Here is a 21263-nt window from a genome sequence, read left to right on the forward strand (position 1 = left end):
GCGGGCGCGTCAATCGGCGCGGCCGCCCCGGAACCGGGATGAGACAATGGTGGGAATGCCTACCGACGCCCCGAACCTCCCTCCCGTCCTCCGACCCGAGACGCCGCCGCGCCGCTCCCTGGCCGAGCTCGCCGCCCACGTCGGCGGCCGGATCGTCGGCGATGCATCCGACGTCTCGGTCACGGGTATCACCCTCGCGACGGCCGACCTGCGTCCGGGGGAAGCGTTCGTCGCGATCCGCGGCGCGGCGCGGCACGGCGCCGAGTTCGCGACGCAGGCCGCCGCGACGGGCGCCGCCGCGATCGTCACCGACACCCGCGGGGCCGAGCTCGCCGCCGACGCCGGCCTGCCCATCGTGGTCGTCGACGACCCCCGGGCCCGACTGGGCGAGCTCTCTGCCTGGGTCTACGGCACAGGCCGTGACGACCGCCTTCCTCTTCTTTTCGGCACGACCGGGACGAACGGCAAGACGAGCGTGTCGCACCTCATCGAGGGCATCCTCGGTCAGCTCGGAGCCGTCACCGGGCTGTCGTCCACGGCCGAGCGCCACATCGCGGGCGAGGTCATCGTCTCGCGGCTCACGACGCCGGAGGCCTCGGAGTTCCACGCGCTGCTCGCCCTCATGCGGGAACGCGGCGTCGAGGCGGTCGCCGTCGAGGTGAGCGCGCAGGCACTGTCACGTCACCGTGTCGACGGTGTGGTCTTCGACGTCGCCGGGTTCACCAATCTCACGCACGACCACCTCGACGACTACCGCGACATGGCGGAGTACTTCGAGGCCAAGCTCCCCCTGTTCCGTGCCGACCGTGCGCGGCGGGGCGTGGTCTGCCTCGACTCCGAAGCCGGCACCCAGATCGTCGCGCGGGCCGAGATTCCCGTGACGACGATCGTCACACCCGCGATCGCCGAGTCGCCCTCCGCGACCGCGGACTGGACGGTCGAGATCGTCGCGGAGCGGCAGAGCGGCACCGAGTTCCGCCTGGTCGGGCCGGACGAACGACAGCTCACCACGACGGTTCCGGTCATCGGACGGCACATGGCCGCGAATGCCGGCCTCGCGATCGTCATGCTGCTCGAGGGCGGCTACGCGTGGGACGAGCTCGTGCGCGTGCTGGACGGGCGACGCATCGACGCTCACCTGCCTGGGCGCACGCAGCGCGTCTCGGGTGACCGCGGCCCGGCCGTGTACGTCGACTTCGGGCACTCCCCCGATGCGTTCGAGAAGACCCTGGCCGCCGTGCGGCGCGTCACCCCCGGGACCGTCGTCATGGTCTTCGGGGCCGACGGCGATCGCGACAAGACCAAGCGGCACGACATGGGTGCCACCGCTGTCCTCGGCAGCGACATCCTGATCGTTACCGACCACCACCCACGGTTCGAGGATCCCGACGCGATCCGGGCCACTCTCCTCGAGGGCGCTCGGCGAGCGCGACCGGATGCCGACATCCGCGAGTCGTCGCCGCCCGAGAAGGCGATCATCGAGGCCGTCTCGCTCGTCGGAGAAGGCGACGCGATCCTGTGGGCGGGGCCGGGACACCAGGACTATCGCGACATCCGCGGAGTCCGCACGCCGTATTCCGCTCGGGAGCTCGCCCGTCGCGCGCTCCGAGACGCCGGCTGGCCCGTGCCCGAACCGAGTTGGGCCGTGCCTTACGCCGACTGAGCGCGTTTGTGGTCGGACCACTGTGAAAAATCAGGGGTCTCCCGCCGTCCTGTCGCTCGCGTGCACGATTCCTCCACCACCTGCGGGTGCGGCGTAGCGTCGGCCACAGGCACGCCGCGGCAGGCACGACCAGCGCCTTCCCCGCTCCCCGGCGGGCCTTCCGACAGGACGAAGGACCCACGATGAGCACAGTCATCCCGACCACGACAGCACACGACGACGACGCGGTCCCCGCCGCGTGGGCGGGCTTCGCCCCGGGCCCGTGGCAGGACGACATCGACGTCCGTGACTTCATCCAGCGCAACTACGAGCCCTACACCGGTGACGCATCGTTCCTCGTGGGACCGACGGCCCGCACGACCGGGCTCTGGCAGACGCTCAGCGAGATGTTCCCGGCGGAGCGCGAGCGCGGCGTGTACGACGTCGACGCCCTCACCCCCTCGACGATCACGTCGCACGCTCCGGGCTACATCCGGCGAGAGGACGAGCTGATCGTCGGTCTGCAAACCGACGCGCCCCTCCGTCGGGCGATCATGCCGAACGGCGGATGGCGCATGGTCAAGGGCGCCCTGGAGACGTACGGCTATCCGGTCGATCCGACCCTCGAGACGATCTTCACGCGGTACCGCAAGACGCACAACGACGGTGTGTTCGACGTCTACCCGCCGGCCGTCCGCCGCGCCCGCAGCAGCCACATCATCACGGGCCTTCCCGACGCCTACGGCCGCGGCCGGATCATCGGCGACTACCGCCGCGTCGCCCTGTACGGCACCGACGCACTCGTGGCGGCGAAGAACGTCGAGCGGGCGGAGCTCGACATGCACCCCTCGACGGAGAACATCCTGCGCTCGCGCGAAGAGAACGCCGAGCAGATCCGCGCGCTGCACGAGCTCACCGAGATGGCCGCCTCGTACGGCTTCGACATCACCCGGCCCGCCGCCACCGCCCGCGAGGCGATCCAGTGGCTGTACTTCGCCTACCTCGGCGCAGTGAAGGAGCAGAACGGCGCCGCGATGAGCTTCGGGCGCAACACCGCGTTCCTCGACGCGTACATCCAGCGCGACATGGCGCGCGGCATCCTGACCGAGGCCGAGGCCCAGGAGCTCGTCGACGACCTCGTCATCAAGCTGCGCATCGTGCGATTCCTGCGCACACCCGAGTACGACGCACTGTTCTCGGGCGACCCGACCTGGGTGACCGAGTCGATCGGCGGCGTCGGCGAGGACGGACGCACGCTCGTGACCAGAACCGCCTTCCGCTTCCTGCAGACGCTCTACAACCTCGGCCCCGCACCCGAGCCCAATCTGACCGTGCTGTGGACCGACGCCCTGCCCGACGGCTTCAAGGAGTTCTGCGCGCAGGTCTCGATCGACACCTCGTCGATCCAGTACGAGTCCGACGACCACATCCGCGCACTGTGCGGCGACGACGCGGCCATCGCGTGCTGCGTCTCGCCAATGACGGTCGGCAAGCAGATGCAGTTCTTCGGGGCTCGGGTCAACCTCGCCAAGACTCTCCTGTACGCCATCAACGGCGGACGCGACGAGGTGAGCGGCAAGCAGATCGCACCGGCCGCTGCCCCCGTCTCGGGAGACGTGCTCGGGTACGACGACGTGCGCGAGCGCTTCCGGGTGATGATGGAGTGGCTCGCCGAGACGTACGTCGACGCGCTCAACTGCATCCACTTCATGCACGACAAGTACGCCTACGAGCGTCTCGAGATGGCTCTGCACGACGGCAACGTCCTGCGCACCATGGCATGCGGCATCGCGGGGCTCTCGGTCGCCGCCGACTCGCTCTCGGCCATCAAGTACGCGACCGTCGAGCCGGTGCGCGATGCGTCGGGGCTCGTCGTCGACTACCTCGTGCACGGCGACTTCCCCACTTTCGGGAACGACGACGACCGCGTCGACGAGATCGCCCGCGAGCTGGTGTCGGACTTCATGTCGATGATCCGCAAGCACCAGACGTACCGCGATGCGGTGCATACCCAGTCGGTGCTGACGATCACATCGAACGTCGTGTACGGCAAGGCCACCGGCAACACCCCCGACGGTCGCCGTGCCGGTCAGCCCTTCGCCCCGGGCGCGAACCCCATGAACGGGCGCGACACGCACGGGATGCTGGCGGCGGCACTGTCGGTCGCGAAACTGCCCTTCGACCAGGCCCAGGACGGCATCTCGCTGACCACGACGGTGACGCCGAGCGGTCTCGGGCGCACGCCCGAGGAACGGGTGCGCAACCTCGTGGGGCTGCTCGATGCGCAGATGGCGTCGGACGGCTACCACCTCAACGTCAACGTGCTGACGCGCGAGACGCTCGAGGATGCGATGGTCAATCCCGACAAGTACCCGCAGCTGACCATCCGGGTGTCCGGCTACGCGGTCAACTTCGTGCGACTGACCCGAGAGCAGCAGCTCGACGTGCTCAGCCGCACCTTCCACACGGGGGTCTGACTCCCGTGTCCGCCATCCTGGTGCCGGGCGAAGCCTGCACCGCCGATCTGAGCGATCCCCGTCATGACCGTCTCGCCGCACGACGGTCCGGGCACGTCGCGAGTGTGCACTCCTGGGAGCTCGTCACTTCCGTGGACGGCCCCGGCACCAGGATGACCCTCTTCCTCGCGGGATGCCCGCTGCGGTGCCAGTACTGCCACAACCCCGACACCTGGCGTCAGCGCGACGGCGAGCTCACCGCTCTCGACGACATCGTCGCCCGGCTGCGCCGGTACCTGCCGGTCTTCCGCGCGACGGGCGGCGGGCTCACGATCTCCGGCGGCGAGCCGCTGCAGCAGTCGGCCTTCGTCACCCGCCTGGCCCGAGCCGCCGCCGAGCTCGGGGTGCACGTCGCCATCGACACCTCCGGCAACCTCGGCCGCGCGGCATCCGATGCGCTGCTCGACGACGTCTCACTCGTCCTGCTCGACGTGAAGTCGGGCTTGCCCGACACCTATCGCGAGGTCACCGGCCGCGACCTGCAGCCGACGATCGAGTTCGGCGACCGCCTCGCGGCCCGCGGCACTCCGGTGTGGATCAGGTTCGTGCTCGTGCCCGGACTCACGGATGCCGCGGAGAACGTCGACGCCGTCGCCGACATCGTCGCCCGGTGGCAGAACGTGCAGCGGGTCGAGGTGCTGCCGTTCCATCAGATGGGCACGTCGAAGTGGGAGCGTCTGGGCATCCCCTATCCGCTCGCCGGGCGACCGACGCCGGATGCCGAGCTGCTCGCCCGGGTCCGCGGTCAGTTCGCCGCGCGAGGCCTCACCGTCTACTGACGGCGGTCGTCATCGCGTCGCACCGATCGCCCGGTCAGCGGCGTTCCGGGCCCACGACTCGGCCTCCGCGAGCGACTCCCGCGAGAGTTCGCTCGGCGGGCGGTGCGCTTCGACGACGCGCTCGACGGTCTCCACGATGCCGAGGAAGCTCAGCGCGCCCGCATGGAACGCCTCGACGGCCTGCTCGTTCGCGGCGTTGAAGACCGCCGGATAGGTTCCGCCCTCGCGACCCACGCGTTTGGCGAGGGCGACGGCCGGGAACGCGGCGTCGTCGAGCGGCTCGAAGGTCCACGCGCTCGCGCGCGTCCAGTCGAGCGGAGCGCCGACGCCCGCGACCCGGCGCGGCCAGTCGAGACCGAGCGAGATCGGCAGGCGCATGTCGGGCGGCGAGGCCTGGGCGATGGTGGACCCGTCGAGGAACTCGACCATCGAATGCACGACGGACTGGGGATGCACGACGACGTCGATGCGGTCGTACTCCACGCCGAACAGCAGGTGCGCCTCGATGACCTCGAGCCCCTTGTTGACGAGGGTCGCGGAGTTGGTGGTCACGACGCGTCCCATGTCCCACGTGGGGTGAGCGAGGGCCTGGTCCGGTGTGACGGAGGCCAGTTCGTCGCGGCAACGGCCGCGGAACGGCCCGCCGGATGCCGTGAGCACGAGCCGCCGGACCTCGTCAGGCTCGCCCGACCGCAGCGCCTGCGCGATGGCGGAGTGCTCCGAGTCGACAGGAACGATCTGACCCGGCGCAGCGAGCGACGTGACGAGCTCGCCGCCGACGATGAGCGATTCTTTATTCGCCAGCGCGAGGGTGCGACCTGACTCCAGGGCGGCCAGGGTCGGGCCCAGCCCGACCGACCCCGTGATGCCGTTGAGCACGACATCGGCCTCGACGTCACGGACAAGACGTTCCGCGTCGGCCGCACCGAGTGCGGTGTGGGTCACACCGAACCGCGCCGCCTGCTCTTCCAGCATCCGAGCGTTCGAGCCCGCGGCGAGTCCCACGACCTCGAACCGGTCTCGACGGGAGTCGATGACGTCGAGCGCCTGCGTTCCGATCGAGCCGGTGGAGCCGAGGATGAGGACGCGACGCATGCCGTCAGCCTAGGTGCTGCGGGTGTGCCGGTTTAGTTGCCGCGGCGGTGGGTGACCTCAGCCCGCGGCGGGGGCCGGGGTGCGCTGGACGCCGAGGATGTCGACGACGAAGATGAGCGTCTCGTTCTGGAGCTCGCTGCCCTCCTGCGCACCGTAACCCGCGGCCGGCGGGATAACGACGAGCACCTGCGAGCCGACCTGCTGCCCCTCGAGCGCCTGCTGGAAGCCGGCGACGACCTTATTCGTCTCGAACGCTGCGGGCTGGCCGCGGTCCCAGCTCGAGTCGAACACCGAGCCGTCCGACCACTTCACGCCGGTGTACTGCACGAACGCGGTGTCACCGGGCTGGATGGTGGCGCCGTCACCGGTCTTGAGGTTGGCCAGCTGCACCTCGGTCGGCGCGTCCGTGCCGGGGAGGGTGATGGTGGGGGCGCCGTTGTCGGCCAGGGCGACGGTCGGCATTCCGTCGACGGGGGCCTGGTCGGCGCCGTCGGCTCGCGTCGGAAGCTTCTCGACCCCCTCGGCGACGACGACCACTGATGTCCGATCCTGACCGAAGGCCGAGCCGGGGATCGCGAGGGCGGCGGTCGAGCCGAGCGGCGCGCATTCGAGAGCCGCGACGAACACCGAGTACTGCTGCGGGTCGAGCAGCACCGGCACAAGACCGGAGTCATCGGGAGAGGTGTCGCGCGACTGCTCGAGCAGCTCGCCCGTCGCGCCGTCGTAGATCGCGTAGGAGCCGGAGACGAGATCGCCCGAGACGAGGTCCTCGCCGTCGCCGCGAGTCGTGAGCGTCCGCTCGATCTCGGCGGGCTCGAGGCCCGGATTGACCTTCGCCGTGAGCTCGGGTGCGGACCCCGAGACCTCGATGCTGTCGGAGGACTCCCCCGGCTGGGCGTTCACGAGGCACTGCTCCGACGCACCGGAGGCGTTCGGGCTGGGCGACTCGGTGGCCGTGTCACCGCTCGCGCAACCGGCGAGCGCAAGCGCCGAGACGGCGACGACGGACAGGGCGGCGAACGGGCGCAGACGCACGGAAGAACCTCTTCGATCGGGGGTGGGAGCTCTCATCCTCTCGCACGAGCATCGGTGTGCGCTGAGAGCGGCGGATGCACGTGCCCCTTCGGGCTGTGGAGAACCGCGGGGCGATGTCGGAGGTCCGTGGGAATATTAGAACATGCATTCGAATGGCGGGTTGAGCGGCGGGATGGGCAATGACGCAGACGTCGATGCGCTCGCGGAGCTGGTCGCGGATGCCGAAGGAGCGGCGGACGTCGTTCGGGCTGGTCAGGTGCGTGAGGTTCGGGTGCTCGCCGCGGCCTCGGTGCTCGCGGAGAAGCAGGCCGCGGGCGCGTCCGAGAAGGTCAAGGCGCGCGAGATGGCGCTGCGGGGGATCGCGGCGGAGCTCGCCGGGGTGTTCGTCGCGACCGACCGGACGTTGCAGCGCCGCATCGACGAGGCCCGGGATCTGGTCGACAACTTCCCGCTGGCGATGGCCGCGTGGGAGGACGGGCGCATCGTCCGCGGGCATGTGCGGGTGATTCAGGAGGTCGGATGCCTCGTGCCCGCAGAGGGCCGGGCGGAGTTCGAACGCGCCGCGATCGAGAAGTGCGAGGGCGAGACGCCCAACCGGGTGCGCGAAGCGCTGCGGATGCTGGCGGAGCGGATCAACCCGCGGACGTTCACCGAGCGGCACGAAGACGCCGCCGCGGGGCGGTGCGTGCGGGTGCAGCCCGGGCCGGATGGGATGTCGGACCTGATCGCGACGCTGCCGACCGTGATCGCCGACGGAATCGTGGACCGGCTGACGCGCCAGGCCCGGGAGATCATCAATGCGCGGGTGCAGGGCGACGCGGCGGGTGGCGCGGGCGCCCCCGAAGCACGAGCCGACGTCCCTGACGCGCGAACCGACGCGAGCGGTGGCGCGCTCCATGCCGATACGACGATTTGCGACGGGTCGTCGTTCGTCGACGATGCCCGCACGATCGATCAGGTGCGCGCCGATGTGTTCTCCGACCTGCTCCTCGCCGGGTCGCCGACCCTCGACCCGACTGGCACCGGTGACGGGAACGGAACCCTCGGGGCGATCCGCGCGCACGTGCAGGTCGCGGTATCGGCACTCACGCTGATGGGTCAGGACGAGGGGCCGGCTGACCTGGCCGGCCGCTCCGCCATCGATGCCGCCACTGCACGTGAGCTCGCGGGCAACGCGACCGCGTGGGATCGGTTGATGACCGACCCGGTCACGGGAACCGTGCTCGAGTGCGACAGCTACCGGCCCACCGCCGCCATGGTCAGGCTGCTGCGGGCCCGTGATCGGCACTGCCGATTCCCCGGATGCCGGCAACCCGCCATCCGCTGCGAACTCGACCACACCATCGCCGCATCCGACGGCGGTGCCACCCACGTGTGCAATCTCGCCAACCTCTGCAAACGCCATCACGACGTCAAACACCACACCCGATGGCGAGTACGACAACTCCCCGGCGGACGGCTGATCTGGACATCACCGACGGGGCGGGTCTACCGCGAGGACGCACCACCACCGCTCGTCGCCTTCACCGTCGCGGCTCCGCCCGGACCGGGAGTTCCGCCATTCTGACGAGTCCACCCTTCGACGCGCCCTCCGCGAGTTCAGCGCGCGCTCCGCGAGTTCGGCGCGCGCGCTCGGCGGGTGCGCGCGCTGGGACAACATGTCCACGGAGTTATGCGTTCCGCAGTAGCCTCGTCTGGTGAACGCTGACGCAACCGAGCCGCAGTCCGGCGAGCCCGGCGAGCACGAAGAAGCCGCAGCCGCCGTCGAAGCCGTTCCCGGAATCGGTCTCACCTACGTGATCGGCCGCTGGGTGCTCGCGCCGCTGGCGCGCATGCTCTACCGCCCGCGCATCGAGGGCCGCGAGAACTTCCCTCGCAAGGGCGCCGTCATCCTCGCGAGCAACCATCTCTCGTTCATCGACTCCTTCGTCATCCCGATGGCCTCGCCGCGTCCGGTGCGGTTCCTGGCGAAGTCGAGCTACTTCGACGGCACCGGTTTCCGCGGGTGGCTCTCGCGCGAGTTCTTCTACGCCGCCGGCGCGTTCCCGGTCCGGCGCGGTGCCGGCCAGGCTGCGCTGGATGCCCTGGATCAGCAGAAGAAGATGCTCGACGCGGGATGGTCGACGGCTCTCTACCCGGAAGGCACGCGGTCACTCGACGGCCGCCTGTACAAGGGCCGCACCGGGGTCGCCTTCCTGGCTCTGCAGACCGGCGCACCGGTCATCCCCGTCGGACTGATCGGCACGAGCGAGATCATGCCCGTCGGCGCCAAGTTCCCGCGGTTGCGCCCACGCGTCACCGTGCGATTCGGCGAGCCGCTCGACCTCAGCCACCACGGGTCGGCGGATTCCGGTCGCGCGCGCCGCAATGCCACCGACGAGATCATGACCGCGATCCACGCCCTGTCGGGTCAGGAGCTCGCCGGCGCCTACAACGAGGCCCCGCCGCAGAACGCCGTCGAACGGATCAAGCAGGCTCTGCCCCACGAGCGCCGCTGACGCAGCGAATCATCCCTCGCCCGACACGACGATCGTCGGCTCGTGCCGGACCGGGAAGTTCACCGAGTTCGCGATGAAGCACCATTCGTTCGCCTGCGCGTGCGCCGCGATGGCTGCTTCGCGCATCGACTCCTCAGCGACGACGACGCGGGGCCGCAGAACGACCTCCGTGAACGCACCGCCGCCACGCCCGTCTTCGCGCATCATCCCGGTGGCGTCGTCCGTGTATTCAACGACGACGACGCCGGTCGTCACGCAGGCGTGCAGATACGACAGCAGGTGGCACTCGGAGAGCGCCGAAAGCAGAAGATCCTCGGGATTCCACCGGCTCGGGTCTCCGCGGAAGGGCTTGTCGCTCGACGCGGCGAGGGGCGGCTTGCCCTCGATGCTCAACGTCACGGCCCGGTCATAGTCCCGGTAGCCGCTCGTCCCGGTGCCGCGGTTGCCGGTCCACTCAGCCCGCACGGAGTAGTGATGCTCACCCAACATGCGGACAGTCTGGCACGCGGCATCGCGGGGTCCGCGACGGTAGGCTGTCGGGGTGCCGCAGACCTTCGCCGTTCCCGCCGCTGTCGAGCTCGCGGTCGTCGAGCGCAGCGGTTTCATCGAGTCGCGACATGCCGGTGCAGCGGCCGTCCTGGGCGCCGACGGCGCACCGATCCGCACCCTCGGCGACGTCGACGCCCCGATCCTGCCGCGCTCGACGCTCAAGCCCCTCCAAGCCCTCGCCAGCCTGACCGCCGGGGCCTCTCTCGAGGGTGAGCGACTCGGCCTGGCGACGGCCAGCCACTCCGGCACCGACCGGCATGTCTCCGTCGTCCGAGGCATCCTCAACGACGTCGGGCTGGGCGAGGACGACCTCGGCTGCCCTCCCGCCTGGCCGGGCGACACCGCGACGCGCGACGAGATGGTCCGCGAGCTCGGCTCCCCCACCCGCATCCGGATGAACTGCTCCGGCAAGCACGCCGCGATGCTGGCTGCCTGCGTCGCGAGCGGATGGGACACCACCACCTACCTCGACCCCGACCACCCGCTTCAGGTTCACACCCGCGAGGTCATCGAGCGACTCACCGGCACCAAGGCGTCGGCGATGGCGATCGACGGCTGCGGCGCCCCCGTCTACGCGATGAGCCTCATCGCGCTCGGACGCGCTATCCAGCGCATCGGCACCGCGAGCGAGCGGTCGCCCTTCGCGCTGCACCGCATGGCCGGCGCCCTCGTCCGAGCAGTTCGCGAGAACCCGTGGACGATCGACGGCCCCGGCCGGCCCGATACCGTCGCGATCGAGCGCCTCGGCGTCTTCGCGAAGACCGGTGCCGAGGGTGTGCTCGTGATGGTGGCCCCCGACGGCACCACCGTGGCCCTGAAGGTGCTCGACGGCAACGGGAGAGCCGCGACGGCGATCGCACTCACGCTCCTCGTGAAGGCCGGTGCGCTGGAAGCGGCGCCGGTGGCCCGCGTGATCTCTCATCTTCCGCTGACCGTGCTCGGCGGCGGACAGAACGTCGGCATCATCCGGCCGACGGTGTAGCGGCTCCTCACGAGGGAGCGCAGAAAGGACTGCCATGCGCATCAGCGTTCCCACCGAGGTCAAGAACAACGAGTACCGCGTCGCCCTCACCCCCGCAGGCGTGCACGACCTGGTCGTCGCAGGCCATGAGGTCTTCGTCCAGCGCGGGGCCGGCGAAGGATCGTCGCTTCCCGACTCCGAGTATGCCGACGCCGGCGCGGTGCTCCTCGACGACCCCGACGAGGTCTGGGCACGCGCGGAGCTGCTGCTGAAGGTCAAGGAGCCGATCGCGAGCGAGTACCACCGCTTCCGCGACGACCTCGTGTTGTTCACCTACCTGCATCTTGCAGCCGACCGTCCGCTCACCGACCGGCTCATGGAAAGCGGCATGACCGCCATCGCCTACGAGACGGTGCAGTTGCCCGGCGGGGGCCTGCCGCTCCTCGCCCCGATGAGCGAAGTGGCCGGACGCCTCGCCCCGATGGTGGGAGCCTCAACCTTGCTGCGCTCCGCCGGGGGCCTCGGACTGCTGATGTCCGGCGTTCCCGGAACCCGGCCCGCCGCGGTGACGGTCATCGGCGGCGGGGTCGCCGGGGCCAACGCGGCGTACATCGCGGCGGGTCTCGGGTCGGACGTCACGATCTTCGACACCAACATCCAGCGTCTCCGCTTCCTCGACGATCACTTCCAGGGGCGCGTCAAGACCGCGGCATCCAACCCGCTCGATCTCGAACGTGCGGTCGTGGCATCCGATGTCGTGATCGGCTCGGTGCTCATCCCCGGGGCGAAGGCTCCCAAACTGGTGCGCAACGAGACCGTCGCTCGGATGCGGCCGGGCTCGGTGCTCGTCGACATCGCGGTCGACCAGGGAGGCTGCTTCGAGGACACGCGACCGACGACCCACGCCGACCCGACTTTCCGCGTGCACGACACCGTGTTCTACTGCGTTGCGAACATGCCGGGCGCCGTGCCGAATACGTCGACATCGGCGCTCACCAACGCGACGCTGCCCTACGTCCGGCAGATCGCCCGCCACGGCTGGCGCGCCGCCCTGCGGGCAGACGGCGCCCTGGCGGCCGGCTTGAACACCGCCGGAGGCCACGTGGTCAACGCCGGCGTCGCGGCGGCGCACGGCATCACCGCGGGGTCGTTGGATGACGCGCTGAGCTGAGGGGCAGCACCACCCGCCGGACCCGATCCGTCCGCGTGTCGATGACCCAGGCGCGGCCGCGCCCGGGAGCGGCGTACGGCAGCAGATCTCTGTTGCCGGTCAGAAGCCGCACCTCCCCCGCACACGAGGCATCGATGACGAGCTGGCATCGGGTCTGCGCGGCGGCCGCCGCTGCGCGCCACCGACCGATCCAGGCGTCCGGGGTGCCCCAGACCACCCTCCTCGACCGCAGCGACGTCGTCTGCTCGACGGTCGCGATCTCGAAGCCCCGACGATTCCAATGCTCCAGCGCGGCACGCGTGGCGGCGGTGGGCGGCGCGACGAACGCCGTGGCGTGGCGCGGCTCGAACACGTCGGGCGGCCGGGCCCGCTCCCGCGCGGGGTCGAACGCTCCGGCGTCCGCGAACTGCACGAGTATGCCGCGCCACCTCCCGCGGCCCGCTGGGGCCGTCGGGTCATGGTGAGCCCCCTCACCGCCGAAGGCGACATGCTCCGACCGGGACACGGCGGCGAGCACGGCGCGATCGGGAAGCTGGTCGACGATCCTGCCGACGGCGCCGGTCATCCGCTGTGCAGAGCAGATGAACTGAACGCCACGCGACCGCGAGTCGCGCGCCACACGTTCCAGGATCGCCGCGGCGGCGGCGCTGTAGTCATCCGGCAGCCTCGCCAGCACACGGTCGAGATCGTCGACGACGATGAGCCACCCCGGCGGGATGTCGTCGAGTCCGACGATGACGTCCCACGCGGCCTCGAGATCGTCGGGCAGCCAGCACACCCGATCGTGGGGCACCTGGGCAGCGATGGTCCGGAGCACCGTCGTGCGCCCGGCTCCGGCTCGTCCGAGCACCGCCACCCCCGGCGCTCCAGGGTCCAGCGTCACCGCACGTTGACGCTGCGCATCCGGCTCGTCGGCCAGACCGAGCACCACGGACCCCTCGCCCCGCAGGTCGGCGAGCGCGACGCCATCCGGCAAGGGCGGCAACCAGGGCCGACGCGCGGGGGCCGCACCCGCCGCGGCTCGCGCGATCGACTCGATGGCCGGCAACGGGCACCGGCTCACCCGAATCACGTGCGGATGGACATCAGCCGGACGCATCACCAGCGCGGTCCCGCGCTCGTCGCGGCCGCCGGGAAGCATGGCGGCGTCGCCCGAACCGAGCACGGCGCGCGAATCCGCGACGTCGGTCACGCGAAGCGCGACCCGCAACGGTGCGTTCGCGAGCACCGCCTCACGGAAGCCCGCAGCACGCTGGGTCGCGAGCACGAGGTGCATCCCGAGTGCGCGGCCTCGAGCGGCGATGTCGGCGAAGACATCGTGCATCGCGGGGTGTGTCGAGGTGAGCGCGGCGTACTCGTCGACGACGACGACCAATCGCGGCAGAGCGTCCGGCACATCCGCGATGTCGCGGGCCCGGAGGCCGGCGAGAACGCGCTCGCGACGGCGCACCTCCGCGGTGAGGCTCTCGATCGCGCGCACCGCGTTGCGCTCGTCGAGATCCGTCACGACGCCGGTCACGTGGGGCAGCGACGCGAGGGCATCGAAAGCCCGACCTCCCTTGAAGTCGATGAGCAGGAAATTCACCCGCTCGGGCGGCAGACTCCGCGCGAGCGCGGCGATCCACGTCACGAGCAGTTCGCTCTTGCCGCTGCCCGTGACCCCCACCACGACGGCGTGCGGCCCGTCGTCGACCAGGTCGATCGCCAGCGGGCCGTCGGGCCCCGCCCCGAGGACGGCAGCGAGGCCGGCCCCTCCGACGACGGGGAGATCATCGAATGACGGAGGTGCCGCCGCGTCACCACCCATCGCCTCCGCGCGCTCCCGCAGCAGGGCGGTCACCGCAGCAGCCTGCTCCCGTCCGAGCGGCTCCGGACGGATCGGCCGCGACGAACCGCTGTACGCGAGCACCGCCGCGTCGGCGTCCCCCACGCGGAGCACGGCCGCACACTGCGGCGGCGGTGCGCCGGAGCCCGCGGAGACGATGACGATGTCGGCATCGGCAGGCGGCACCCCGGTCCCCCACCACAGGCGCCGGCCGCCCGGAGTCGATGCGTGCGGGAGGTCACGGGCCCAGTCCTCAGCGGCGCCGACCACCCACACCTCACCGGGCGGGTGGACGAGGCAGATCTGCATCACGAGAGCGCGCGCGATCGCCGCTGGCGCCGCAGCCGGTCCGACGACGGCTACTCCTGCAGTCAGTGGGATCGTGACCGGTGCATCTCGGAGCACCCCTGCGGCATGCCGGAGCTCCGGCGTCGGCTCGCCCTCGATCCGCACACACGACCGCGCATCGCCCGCTCCCATCACGAGCACATCGCGTACCGCCCTCGGGCGCCACAGCTCGTCGGGGTCGTCGAGCAGCCGCGCGACATCCGGCGTGGCACGCCAGAGCTCCGCGCGCTCGAGCGCGTGCCGCTCGTCGACCTCGAGGCGCGCTCTGTGCATGCTCGCCGCTGCGTGCTTCGCGGCCCGCCGCCGCTCCCGCCGCGCGACGCGTGCAGAATCGAGCATGGTGGCGGTGGCTACGAGAGGACCGAGCGCAGCGAACCAGAGCACCGTCGGCGAGCCGGTCACCTGCCACAGGATCACCGCCCCGGCGATGGGGACCACCACCGCCCACAGCGGAAAGGATGATCGCCGCGCCTGCGTCTGCGTCAGCGACGTGGACAGCCGGATGGGGTCGTCGAGTCGGGCTGAGGAGTGCACGCACCCCAGTCAAGCGATGACGAGACGCCGCCGGAGAGGCGCCACGGCCCGCGGTGGAGGATCGGGCTCAGCCCTGGTTCGGGGAGGAGTCGTCGTTCGAAGCACGCACGTGCGCGTCGAGCACGATGACCGTGACGTTGTCACGGCCCCCGTTCTCCAACGCCGCCGTCATCATCGCCGACACGGCCGCCGCAGGATCGGCGTTCTCGAGCAGGAAGTGCAGGATGCCGTAGTCGGTGAGCTCTTTCGTGAGCCCGTCGCTGCAGATCACGAAGCGGTCGCCATCGACGACATCGAGGCGAACGTAGTCGGGGGTGACTCCGTCGCTCGGTCCCACCGCGCGGGTGATGACGTTCCCGTAGGGGTGCTGCTCCGCCTCTTCGGGGCTGAGCCGGCCGGCCGCCACGAGCTCCTGCACCACGGAGTGATCCGTCGTGACCTGGGCGATCGCCTGGTCGCGCAGCAGGTACACCCGCGAGTCGCCGATGTTCAACGTCGTCCACTGCGGTTCGCCGTCGACGATGTCGAGGTACACGCCGGTGACGGTCGTTCCCGTTCCGTCATCCGTCGTCTCGGGGTGATCCGCGATGTCTCCGACGGCGCGCTCGAGGGCTTCTTCGATGTCTTCGGGAGTCACCACTCCGCGCTCGGCGACACCACGGAGCCGGTCGACGGCGCTCGCGCTCGCGATCTCGCCGCCGATATGTCCGCCCATGCCGTCTGCGACGATGAACAGCGGATACTGCGCAAGGACGGCGTCCTGGTTGCTGTCGCGGCGGCGTCCGGTGTCGGTCGCGGCGGCCCACCGGAGTTCGATCGCACCGGACGGGACGTCCACGATCCGGGATTGGGTCGTGGGGTCGGGCACGCTGTCACTCTTCTTTCGTCGACGGATGGGCGTGTCACACTCTAGTGGACGCACCCGCTGAGCGTGATTTCTTCACCCCGCGGCGGGGTCGGACGGCAACGGGAAGAGCGCGTCGATCGCGGCCAGCTCGGCAGCATCGGGGTGCCACGCCGAGGCGGCTGCCGCATTCGAGTGAACCTGCTCGGGTGAGGTCGCGCCGGCGATCACGCTGCTCAGGGCCGGCTGCGCCAGGAGCCAGCCGAAGGTCGCCTGCACCATCGTGATGCCACGCTCGTCGCAGAAGGTCCGGTACGCCTCGATGGCGTCCCAGGGAGCGTTCTCCCACAGATGACGCCGTTCCCTCGCGACCCGCGAGTCGGCGGGGATGTGGTCGCGGGTGAACTTCCCGGTGAGCAAGCCGTTGTGCAGCGGGAAGTACGGGAGGAATCCCCTCCCGAAATGACGGACGGCCGGCAGGACCTCACGCTCGGCGGCGCGTGCGAGCAGGCTGTAGTGGTTCTGCGCGGAGACGAACGGCACATCACCGCGTGCACGCGCCACGGCCTCGGCCTCGGCGATCTGCCAACCCGCGAAGTTGGAGTGTCCGATGTAGCGGACCTTGCCCTCCCGTACGAGCTCCGACAGCGCGTCGAGCGTCTCTTCGATAGGCGTCTCGGGGTCGGGGGTGTGCAGCTGGTAGAGGTCGATCCAGTCGGTCTGCAGGCGCTCGAGCGAGGCCTCCACCGCGCGTCGGATGTAGGCGCGAGATCCTTTCGCGCCCGGCAGCCCGAGGTCCACGGCGCTGTGACCGAACTTCGTGGCGACCACGACGCGGTCGCGACGTCCCCGCAGGGCCTCACCCATCAGCGTCTCGGACAGACCGGGCTCGCCGCCGTAGATGTCGGCGGTGTCGAAGAAGGTGATGCCGGCGTCGAAAGCGGCGTCGAGCACCGCGACCGTGCCGTCGAGAGTCTGCGTGGGAGTTCCCCGCCGCCCGAAGTTGTTGCATCCCAGCCCGACGGCCGAGACGAGCAGGCCGGAGGTTCCGAGTCGGCGGGTGTGCACTGCGTCGTCCATCCCTCCACGCTAGACCCGAATCCGTGGGGTCGGCGCCCGCTACGGCGAGGAACCCCCGTCATACGACGAGGGTTCCTCGGGTGTTCACTGCCGCGGGGCGTCCGGCGCGGGGGGCTCGGTGGTCGGAGGCGTCACGGGCGGCTGTGCCGCCGGCGGCGGGTAGGCACCGGCCGGGGGCGCCGGCGGCGTGGCCGGCGGCGGGTACGAACCGGCCGGCGGCGCGGCGGGAGCGGAGGAAGATGCATAGCCGGCACCGGTGGAGCCGTACGCGCCCGGTGCGGGTGCCGCGCCGCCGTCGGGCTGGACCGGGATGCCCTGCCAGACCGTCGTGTCGCGCAGGAACGAGGTGCGCCACGGCGAGGGCTGCACGTGGGGATTCCACGGCGAGCTCGAGAACGCGGCGATACCGAGCCAGATCAGCCCGCCGATGCCGGGGATGATGTACAGCAGCACGAGCGGCCAGTCCTTGCCGAGCTTCTGACCGACGCGAACGCTGGCCAGAGCCAGCGCGACGATCGCGAGGTAGCTGAAGATGAATCCGATCGCCGGGATGTTGCTCAGCACCGCCGTCGCGACGAGCGCGCCCAGCATGACCCAGGGAGAGGTGTCACCGAGCTTCGCGAAGACCATCTCGCGGTAGACCGGAACCCAGGCGCGCCATTTTCCCTGCACGCCGGCCTTCTCGAAGATCTTCATGTAGAAGAACGAGCTGATGATGTAGCCCGCGAGCACGATGATCAGGATGATGGGAAGAATCAGCAGGATGAGGGCGAGGAAAGCGCCCGCGCCCGCACCATCGTCGTAGTAACCCGACATGTACGACCTCCTCAGTCGCGACCCGGCACGAAGCGCTCGCGCCGTGGGTCGCCGCTCATGCTAGCGAAACACCGGACCCGGCGTGCGACCTCGACAGCACCGGGCATGGGGCATCAGACGACGAGCTCGAGCTCGGACGATCCAGCCGTCTCGCGCAGCACCCATCCGTGTGACGCGGCCCACGCGAGAAGGTCGTCTCGAGAGCTCACGGTCGCAGCCGAACGGGCGAGCGAACGCGTGAACTCGCCCTTCGCGTGCTTGTTGAAGTGGTTGAGGGCGCGCACTGTTCCATCGGCGCCGGCGGAGACCACGCGGACGAACGCGGAGGGCATCGCCGCGGGGACCGGAGCCAGGGCCACGTAGGCCTCCGAGCGCAGATCGAGCACGAACGGCGCCCCGGCCCCCATCAAGGCGGCCGAGCTCGCCGCAGCCCAATGCCGGCGGAGCGGCGGGATGCCCGGAAGCGCCGTGCCCGCCGCCAGCCGATACGCCGGGATGGGATCGAGCGCGGCGACGGGACCGAAGGGCGCCGACTGGATGAGCACATGCTCGCCGAGCCAGCCCCGCGCCCCGGCGTCGAGCGCGGCCGCATCGAGAGCATCGAAGAGGACGCCGGTGTACCGGTCGACGGCGGGCATCGTCGGAGAGGTCATGAGCGCGGAGTTCACCGCCACCTCGCCCAGCTGACGCGCGCTGAGCTTGAGCACCCGCGCCGCGGCGTCCGGATCCGCCGACAACGCGACGAGCGCGTCCACGGCCGCGCGGCGCTCGGGCGCCAGCTGCGGCAGGGCCAGGGCGTCGATGTCGAGCGGCGCACCGGTACCCCCGGCGCGTTTGGTCTCGGACGGCGGCAGCAGGAGCAGCATCCGGAAATCTCCCTTCAACGCGAGAGACCGCACCCCGGAGGGTGCGGTCTCTCGTAGACGCGGTGCGGGTCAGGCCAGCGCGGCGTTACCCGCCACGATGGTGAGCTCGTCGCCCTCCATCGACAGGAAGCCGTCCTGCGCATTGGCGACGATCTTCTCGCCGCCGGGCTGCGTGATACGCACCTGACCTTCGGCGAGGATCGCGAGCACCGGCTCGTGACCCGCCATGAAGCCGATCTCGCCCTCGACGGTCTTGGCCACGACGAGGGACGCCTCGCCCGACCAGACCTCCGCCTCGGCGGAGACGAGCGTGACCGTCAGAGCCATGTCAGCTGTTCTCCTTCTGGATCTTCGCCCACTTCTCTTCGACGTCGCCGATACCGCCGACGTTGAAGAAGGCCTGCTCGGCCACGTGGTCGAAGTCGCCCTTGACGATCGCGTCGAACGACTCGATGGTCTCCTTGATCGGGACCGTGGAGCCCTCGACACCGGTGAACTTCTTCGCCATGTAGGTGTTCTGCGAGAGGAACTGCTGGATGCGGCGTGCACGCGACACGACGATCTTGTCCTCTTCGGAGAGCTCGTCGACACCGAGGATCGCGATGATCTCCTGCAGCTCCTTGTTCTTCTGCAGGATCTGCTTGACGGCGGTGGCCACGCGGTAGTGGTCCTCACCGATGTAGCGCGGGTCGAGGATGCGGCTCGTCGAGCTCAGCGGGTCGACGGCCGGGTAGAGACCCTTCGACGCGATCTCGCGCGAGAGCTCGGTCGTGGCGTCGAGGTGCGCGAAGGTCGTCGCCGGAGCCGGGTCGGTGTAGTCGTCGGCGGGGACGTAGATCGCCTGCAGCGAGGTGATCGAGTGACCGCGCGTCGAGGTGATGCGCTCCTGGAGCACACCCATCTCGTCGGCGAGGTTGGGCTGGTAGCCCACGGCCGAGGGCATACGGCCCAGCAGCGTCGAGACCTCGGAACCGGCCTGCGTGAAGCGGAAGATGTTGTCGATGAAGAGCAGCACGTCCTGCTTCTGCACGTCGCGGAAGTACTCCGCCATCGTCAGGGCCGACAGGGCGACGCGCAGACGCGTCCCCGGCGGCTCGTCCATCTGGCCGAAGACGAGGGCGGTCTTGTCGAAGACGCCCGCCTCCTCCATCTCGTGGATGAGGTCGTTGCCCTCACGGGTGCGCTCACCGACACCGGCGAACACCGACACACCACCGTGGTCCTGCGCGACGCGCTGGATCATCTCCTGGATGAGGACGGTCTTGCCGACGCCGGCACCACCGAAGAGGCCGATCTTTCCACCCTGGACGTACGGGGTGAGGAGGTCGATGACCTTGATGCCCGTCTCGAACATCTGGGTCTTCGACTCGAGCTGGTCGAAGCTCGGCGCCTGGCGGTGGATGCCCCAGCGCTCGGTGACCTCGACGGTCTCGCCCTCGGCGGCGTTGAGAACGTCGCCCGTGACGTTGAAGACCTTGCCCTTGGTGACGTCCCCGACGGGGACCGTGATGGGGCCGCCGGTGTCGCGCACCTCCTGGCCGCGGACCATGCCGTCGGTCGGCTTCAGCGAGATGGCGCGAACGAGGTCGTCGCCGAGGTGCTGAGCGACCTCGAGGGTGATCTCGGTCGACTCGCCGTCGATCGTGATCGTGGTCTTCAGCGCGTTGTAGATGTCGGGGATCGAGTCGTGCGGGAACTCGATGTCGACGACGGGGCCGGTGACGCGCGCAACGCGGCCGACGACCGACGTGGCTTCGGCAGTGACGGTAGTCATGTCTGTCTCTTTCGGTTGGTCTTACTTGCCCGACGCCAGAGCGTCGGCGCCGCCGACGATCTCGGCGATCTGCTGAGTGATCTCGGCCTGGCGAGCGTTGTTGCGCAGGCGGGTGTAGTCGGTGATGAGCTTGTCGGCGTTGTCGCTCGCCGACTTCATCGCCTTCTGCGTCGCGGCGTGCTTCGCGGCGGACGACTGGAGCAGCGCGTTGAACACGCGGCTCTGGACGTACACCGGCAGCAGCGCGTCGAGCACCGTCTCGGGGTCGGGCTCGAACTCGTACAGCGGATAGACCGGAGCCTGGTCCGCCGTCGCCGCATCGGCCTCGACGACTTCGAGGGGCAGCAGACGGACTGATTCAGGTGTCTGCGTCATCATGCTGACGAAACGGTTGTACACGAGGTGGATCTCGTCGACGCCGCCGTCTTCGCCGCCCTGAGCGTAGGCGTCGAGGAGAGCCCCGGCGACCTGCTCGGCCGTGCTGAAGTGCGGCGTGTCGGTGTCACCCGTCCACTCGCCCGCAGCCCGCATCCGGCGGAACTGGAAGTACCCGACGGCCTTGCGACCGATGAGGTAGTAGTCCACTTCCTTGCCCTGCGACCGCAGCAGCTCGGCCAGCTCGAGACCCTCGCGGAGGATCTGCGAGTTGAACGCGCCGGCGAGGCCGCGATCGGAGGCGAAGATGACGACCGCGGAACGACGGATCGTCTCGCGCTCGGTCGTCAGCGGGTGCTCGACGTCGGAGTGGGTCGCCACCGCGGAGACGGCGCGCGTCACAGCTCGCGCGAAGGGAGAGGATGCGCGGACGCGTCCCATCGCCTTCTGAATGCGCGAAGCCGCGATGAGCTCCATCGCCTTCGTGATCTTCTTGGTCGTCTGAGCAGAACTGATCTTCTGCTTGTAGACCCGGAGTTGTGCGCCCATAAGTGT

At 70.0% G+C, this 21263-nt stretch carries 18 protein-coding genes; 7 read left to right on the forward strand and 11 right to left on the reverse strand.

From position 1 onward, the window contains the following. Positions 1 to 55: 55 nt before the first annotated feature. The 3 genes from ACLBWJ_RS13615 (at position 56) to pflA (ending at position 4937) form a co-directional block, all read left to right on the forward strand. Positions 56 to 1663 (forward strand): Mur ligase family protein, encoded by a 1608-nt coding sequence (locus tag ACLBWJ_RS13615; protein ID WP_404568734.1) that lies wholly within the window; start codon positions 56 to 58, stop codon positions 1661 to 1663. Positions 1664 to 1845: 182 nt separating this feature from the next. Next, a complete protein-coding gene (gene pflB, locus ACLBWJ_RS13620) occupies positions 1846 to 4119 on the forward strand; it encodes a formate C-acetyltransferase (protein ID WP_404568735.1) in 2274 nt (757 codons plus the stop codon). 14 nt (positions 4120 to 4133) lie between these two features. Then, positions 4134 to 4937, forward strand: a complete 804-nt coding sequence (gene pflA, locus ACLBWJ_RS13625; protein WP_274179033.1) for a pyruvate formate-lyase-activating protein — start codon at positions 4134 to 4136, stop codon at positions 4935 to 4937. Positions 4938 to 4946: 9 nt separating this feature from the next. Here the strand turns inward: pflA and dxr are convergent, their stop codons facing one another. Both dxr and ACLBWJ_RS13635 read right to left on the reverse strand, forming a co-directional pair. Next, positions 4947 to 6032 carry a 1-deoxy-D-xylulose-5-phosphate reductoisomerase gene (gene dxr, locus ACLBWJ_RS13630; protein ID WP_274178786.1) on the reverse strand — a complete coding sequence of 362 codons (1086 nt, stop codon included), beginning with the start codon at positions 6030 to 6032 and terminating at the stop codon, positions 4947 to 4949. 57 nt (positions 6033 to 6089) lie between these two features. Continuing rightward, the gene (locus ACLBWJ_RS13635; protein ID WP_274178787.1) at positions 6090 to 7067 is read right to left on the reverse strand and encodes an FKBP-type peptidyl-prolyl cis-trans isomerase; all 978 of its coding nucleotides are present in this window, start codon (positions 7065 to 7067) and stop codon (positions 6090 to 6092) included. 142 nt (positions 7068 to 7209) lie between these two features. Between ACLBWJ_RS13635 and ACLBWJ_RS13640 the strand changes: the two genes are divergently transcribed. Together ACLBWJ_RS13640 and ACLBWJ_RS13645 are read left to right on the forward strand one after the other, a co-directional pair. Beyond that, entirely contained in the window at positions 7210 to 8634 is a 1425-nt protein-coding gene (locus ACLBWJ_RS13640; protein WP_447660547.1) for a DUF222 domain-containing protein, read from the forward strand. Positions 8635 to 8761: 127 nt separating this feature from the next. Then, complete coding sequence (locus ACLBWJ_RS13645) at positions 8762 to 9565, forward strand: lysophospholipid acyltransferase family protein (RefSeq protein WP_447660667.1); 804 nt, start codon at positions 8762 to 8764, stop codon at positions 9563 to 9565. Positions 9566 to 9574: 9 nt separating this feature from the next. Here ACLBWJ_RS13645 and ACLBWJ_RS13650 read toward each other — a convergent pair whose 3' ends face one another. Beyond that, positions 9575 to 10054: an OsmC family protein gene (locus tag ACLBWJ_RS13650; protein ID WP_112617254.1), complete on the reverse strand. Its 480-nt coding sequence runs from the start codon at positions 10052 to 10054 to the stop codon at positions 9575 to 9577. A gap of 52 nt (positions 10055 to 10106) precedes the next feature. On the opposite strand from ACLBWJ_RS13650, the gene ACLBWJ_RS13655 reads away from it, so the two are divergent. Then, the gene (locus tag ACLBWJ_RS13655) at positions 10107 to 11096 is read left to right on the forward strand and encodes an asparaginase (RefSeq protein WP_447660548.1); all 990 of its coding nucleotides are present in this window, start codon (positions 10107 to 10109) and stop codon (positions 11094 to 11096) included. Between the two features lie 34 nt (positions 11097 to 11130). Further along, positions 11131 to 12246 carry an alanine dehydrogenase gene (gene ald, locus ACLBWJ_RS13660; RefSeq protein ID WP_447660549.1) on the forward strand — a complete coding sequence of 372 codons (1116 nt, stop codon included), beginning with the start codon at positions 11131 to 11133 and terminating at the stop codon, positions 12244 to 12246. On the opposite strand, the gene ACLBWJ_RS13665 is transcribed toward ald, so the two are convergent. From ACLBWJ_RS13665 to ACLBWJ_RS13700, 8 genes are all read right to left on the reverse strand, one after another. Continuing rightward, a complete protein-coding gene (locus tag ACLBWJ_RS13665) occupies positions 12212 to 14953 on the reverse strand; it encodes an FtsK/SpoIIIE domain-containing protein (RefSeq protein ID WP_447660550.1) in 2742 nt (913 codons plus the stop codon). The two genes, ald and ACLBWJ_RS13665, sit on opposite strands and share 35 nt — an antisense overlap. 67 nt (positions 14954 to 15020) lie before the next feature. Next, complete coding sequence (locus ACLBWJ_RS13670; RefSeq protein WP_114588455.1) at positions 15021 to 15821, reverse strand: PP2C family protein-serine/threonine phosphatase; 801 nt, start codon at positions 15819 to 15821, stop codon at positions 15021 to 15023. A gap of 72 nt (positions 15822 to 15893) precedes the next feature. Further along, positions 15894 to 16877: an aldo/keto reductase gene (locus ACLBWJ_RS13675; protein WP_112617259.1), complete on the reverse strand. Its 984-nt coding sequence runs from the start codon at positions 16875 to 16877 to the stop codon at positions 15894 to 15896. 84 nt (positions 16878 to 16961) lie between these two features. Then, on the reverse strand, positions 16962 to 17693 hold the full coding sequence (locus tag ACLBWJ_RS13680; RefSeq protein WP_447660551.1) for a large exoprotein: 732 nt from the start codon (positions 17691 to 17693) through the stop codon (positions 16962 to 16964). A gap of 113 nt (positions 17694 to 17806) precedes the next feature. Beyond that, positions 17807 to 18559, reverse strand: coding sequence for a YaaA family protein (locus tag ACLBWJ_RS13685; protein WP_282501307.1), 753 nt, complete (start codon positions 18557 to 18559; stop codon positions 17807 to 17809). Between the two features lie 69 nt (positions 18560 to 18628). Beyond that, positions 18629 to 18886, reverse strand: a complete 258-nt coding sequence (locus tag ACLBWJ_RS13690) for a F0F1 ATP synthase subunit epsilon (protein WP_023955192.1) — start codon at positions 18884 to 18886, stop codon at positions 18629 to 18631. A 1-nt stretch (position 18887) separates the two neighbouring features. After that, entirely contained in the window at positions 18888 to 20333 is a 1446-nt protein-coding gene (atpD, locus tag ACLBWJ_RS13695; protein ID WP_091502862.1) for a F0F1 ATP synthase subunit beta, read from the reverse strand. A gap of 21 nt (positions 20334 to 20354) precedes the next feature. Beyond that, positions 20355 to 21257, reverse strand: a complete 903-nt coding sequence (locus ACLBWJ_RS13700) for a F0F1 ATP synthase subunit gamma (RefSeq protein ID WP_112617262.1) — start codon at positions 21255 to 21257, stop codon at positions 20355 to 20357. Positions 21258 to 21263: the final 6 nt, after the last annotated feature.

The organism is Microbacterium sp. M4A5_1d, from assembly GCF_053345465.1.

Coding starts and splice junctions, on each gene's coding strand:
- ACLBWJ_RS13650 (WP_112617254.1), bottom strand. CDS start 10,054: ATGTTGGGTGAGCATCACTACTCCGTGCGGGCTGAGTGGACCGGCAAC.
- ald (WP_447660549.1), top strand. CDS start 11,131: ATGCGCATCAGCGTTCCCACCGAGGTCAAGAACAACGAGTACCGCGTC.
- ACLBWJ_RS13615 (WP_404568734.1), top strand. CDS start 56: ATGCCTACCGACGCCCCGAACCTCCCTCCCGTCCTCCGACCCGAGACG.
- ACLBWJ_RS13700 (WP_112617262.1), bottom strand. CDS start 21,257: ATGGGCGCACAACTCCGGGTCTACAAGCAGAAGATCAGTTCTGCTCAG.
- atpD (WP_091502862.1), bottom strand. CDS start 20,333: ATGACTACCGTCACTGCCGAAGCCACGTCGGTCGTCGGCCGCGTTGCG.
- pflB (WP_404568735.1), top strand. CDS start 1,846: ATGAGCACAGTCATCCCGACCACGACAGCACACGACGACGACGCGGTC.
- ACLBWJ_RS13640 (WP_447660547.1), top strand. CDS start 7,210: ATGCATTCGAATGGCGGGTTGAGCGGCGGGATGGGCAATGACGCAGAC.
- ACLBWJ_RS13685 (WP_282501307.1), bottom strand. CDS start 18,559: ATGCTGCTCCTGCTGCCGCCGTCCGAGACCAAACGCGCCGGGGGTACC.
- dxr (WP_274178786.1), bottom strand. CDS start 6,032: ATGCGTCGCGTCCTCATCCTCGGCTCCACCGGCTCGATCGGAACGCAG.
- ACLBWJ_RS13675 (WP_112617259.1), bottom strand. CDS start 16,877: ATGGACGACGCAGTGCACACCCGCCGACTCGGAACCTCCGGCCTGCTC.
- ACLBWJ_RS13690 (WP_023955192.1), bottom strand. CDS start 18,886: ATGGCTCTGACGGTCACGCTCGTCTCCGCCGAGGCGGAGGTCTGGTCG.
- ACLBWJ_RS13680 (WP_447660551.1), bottom strand. CDS start 17,693: ATGTCGGGTTACTACGACGATGGTGCGGGCGCGGGCGCTTTCCTCGCC.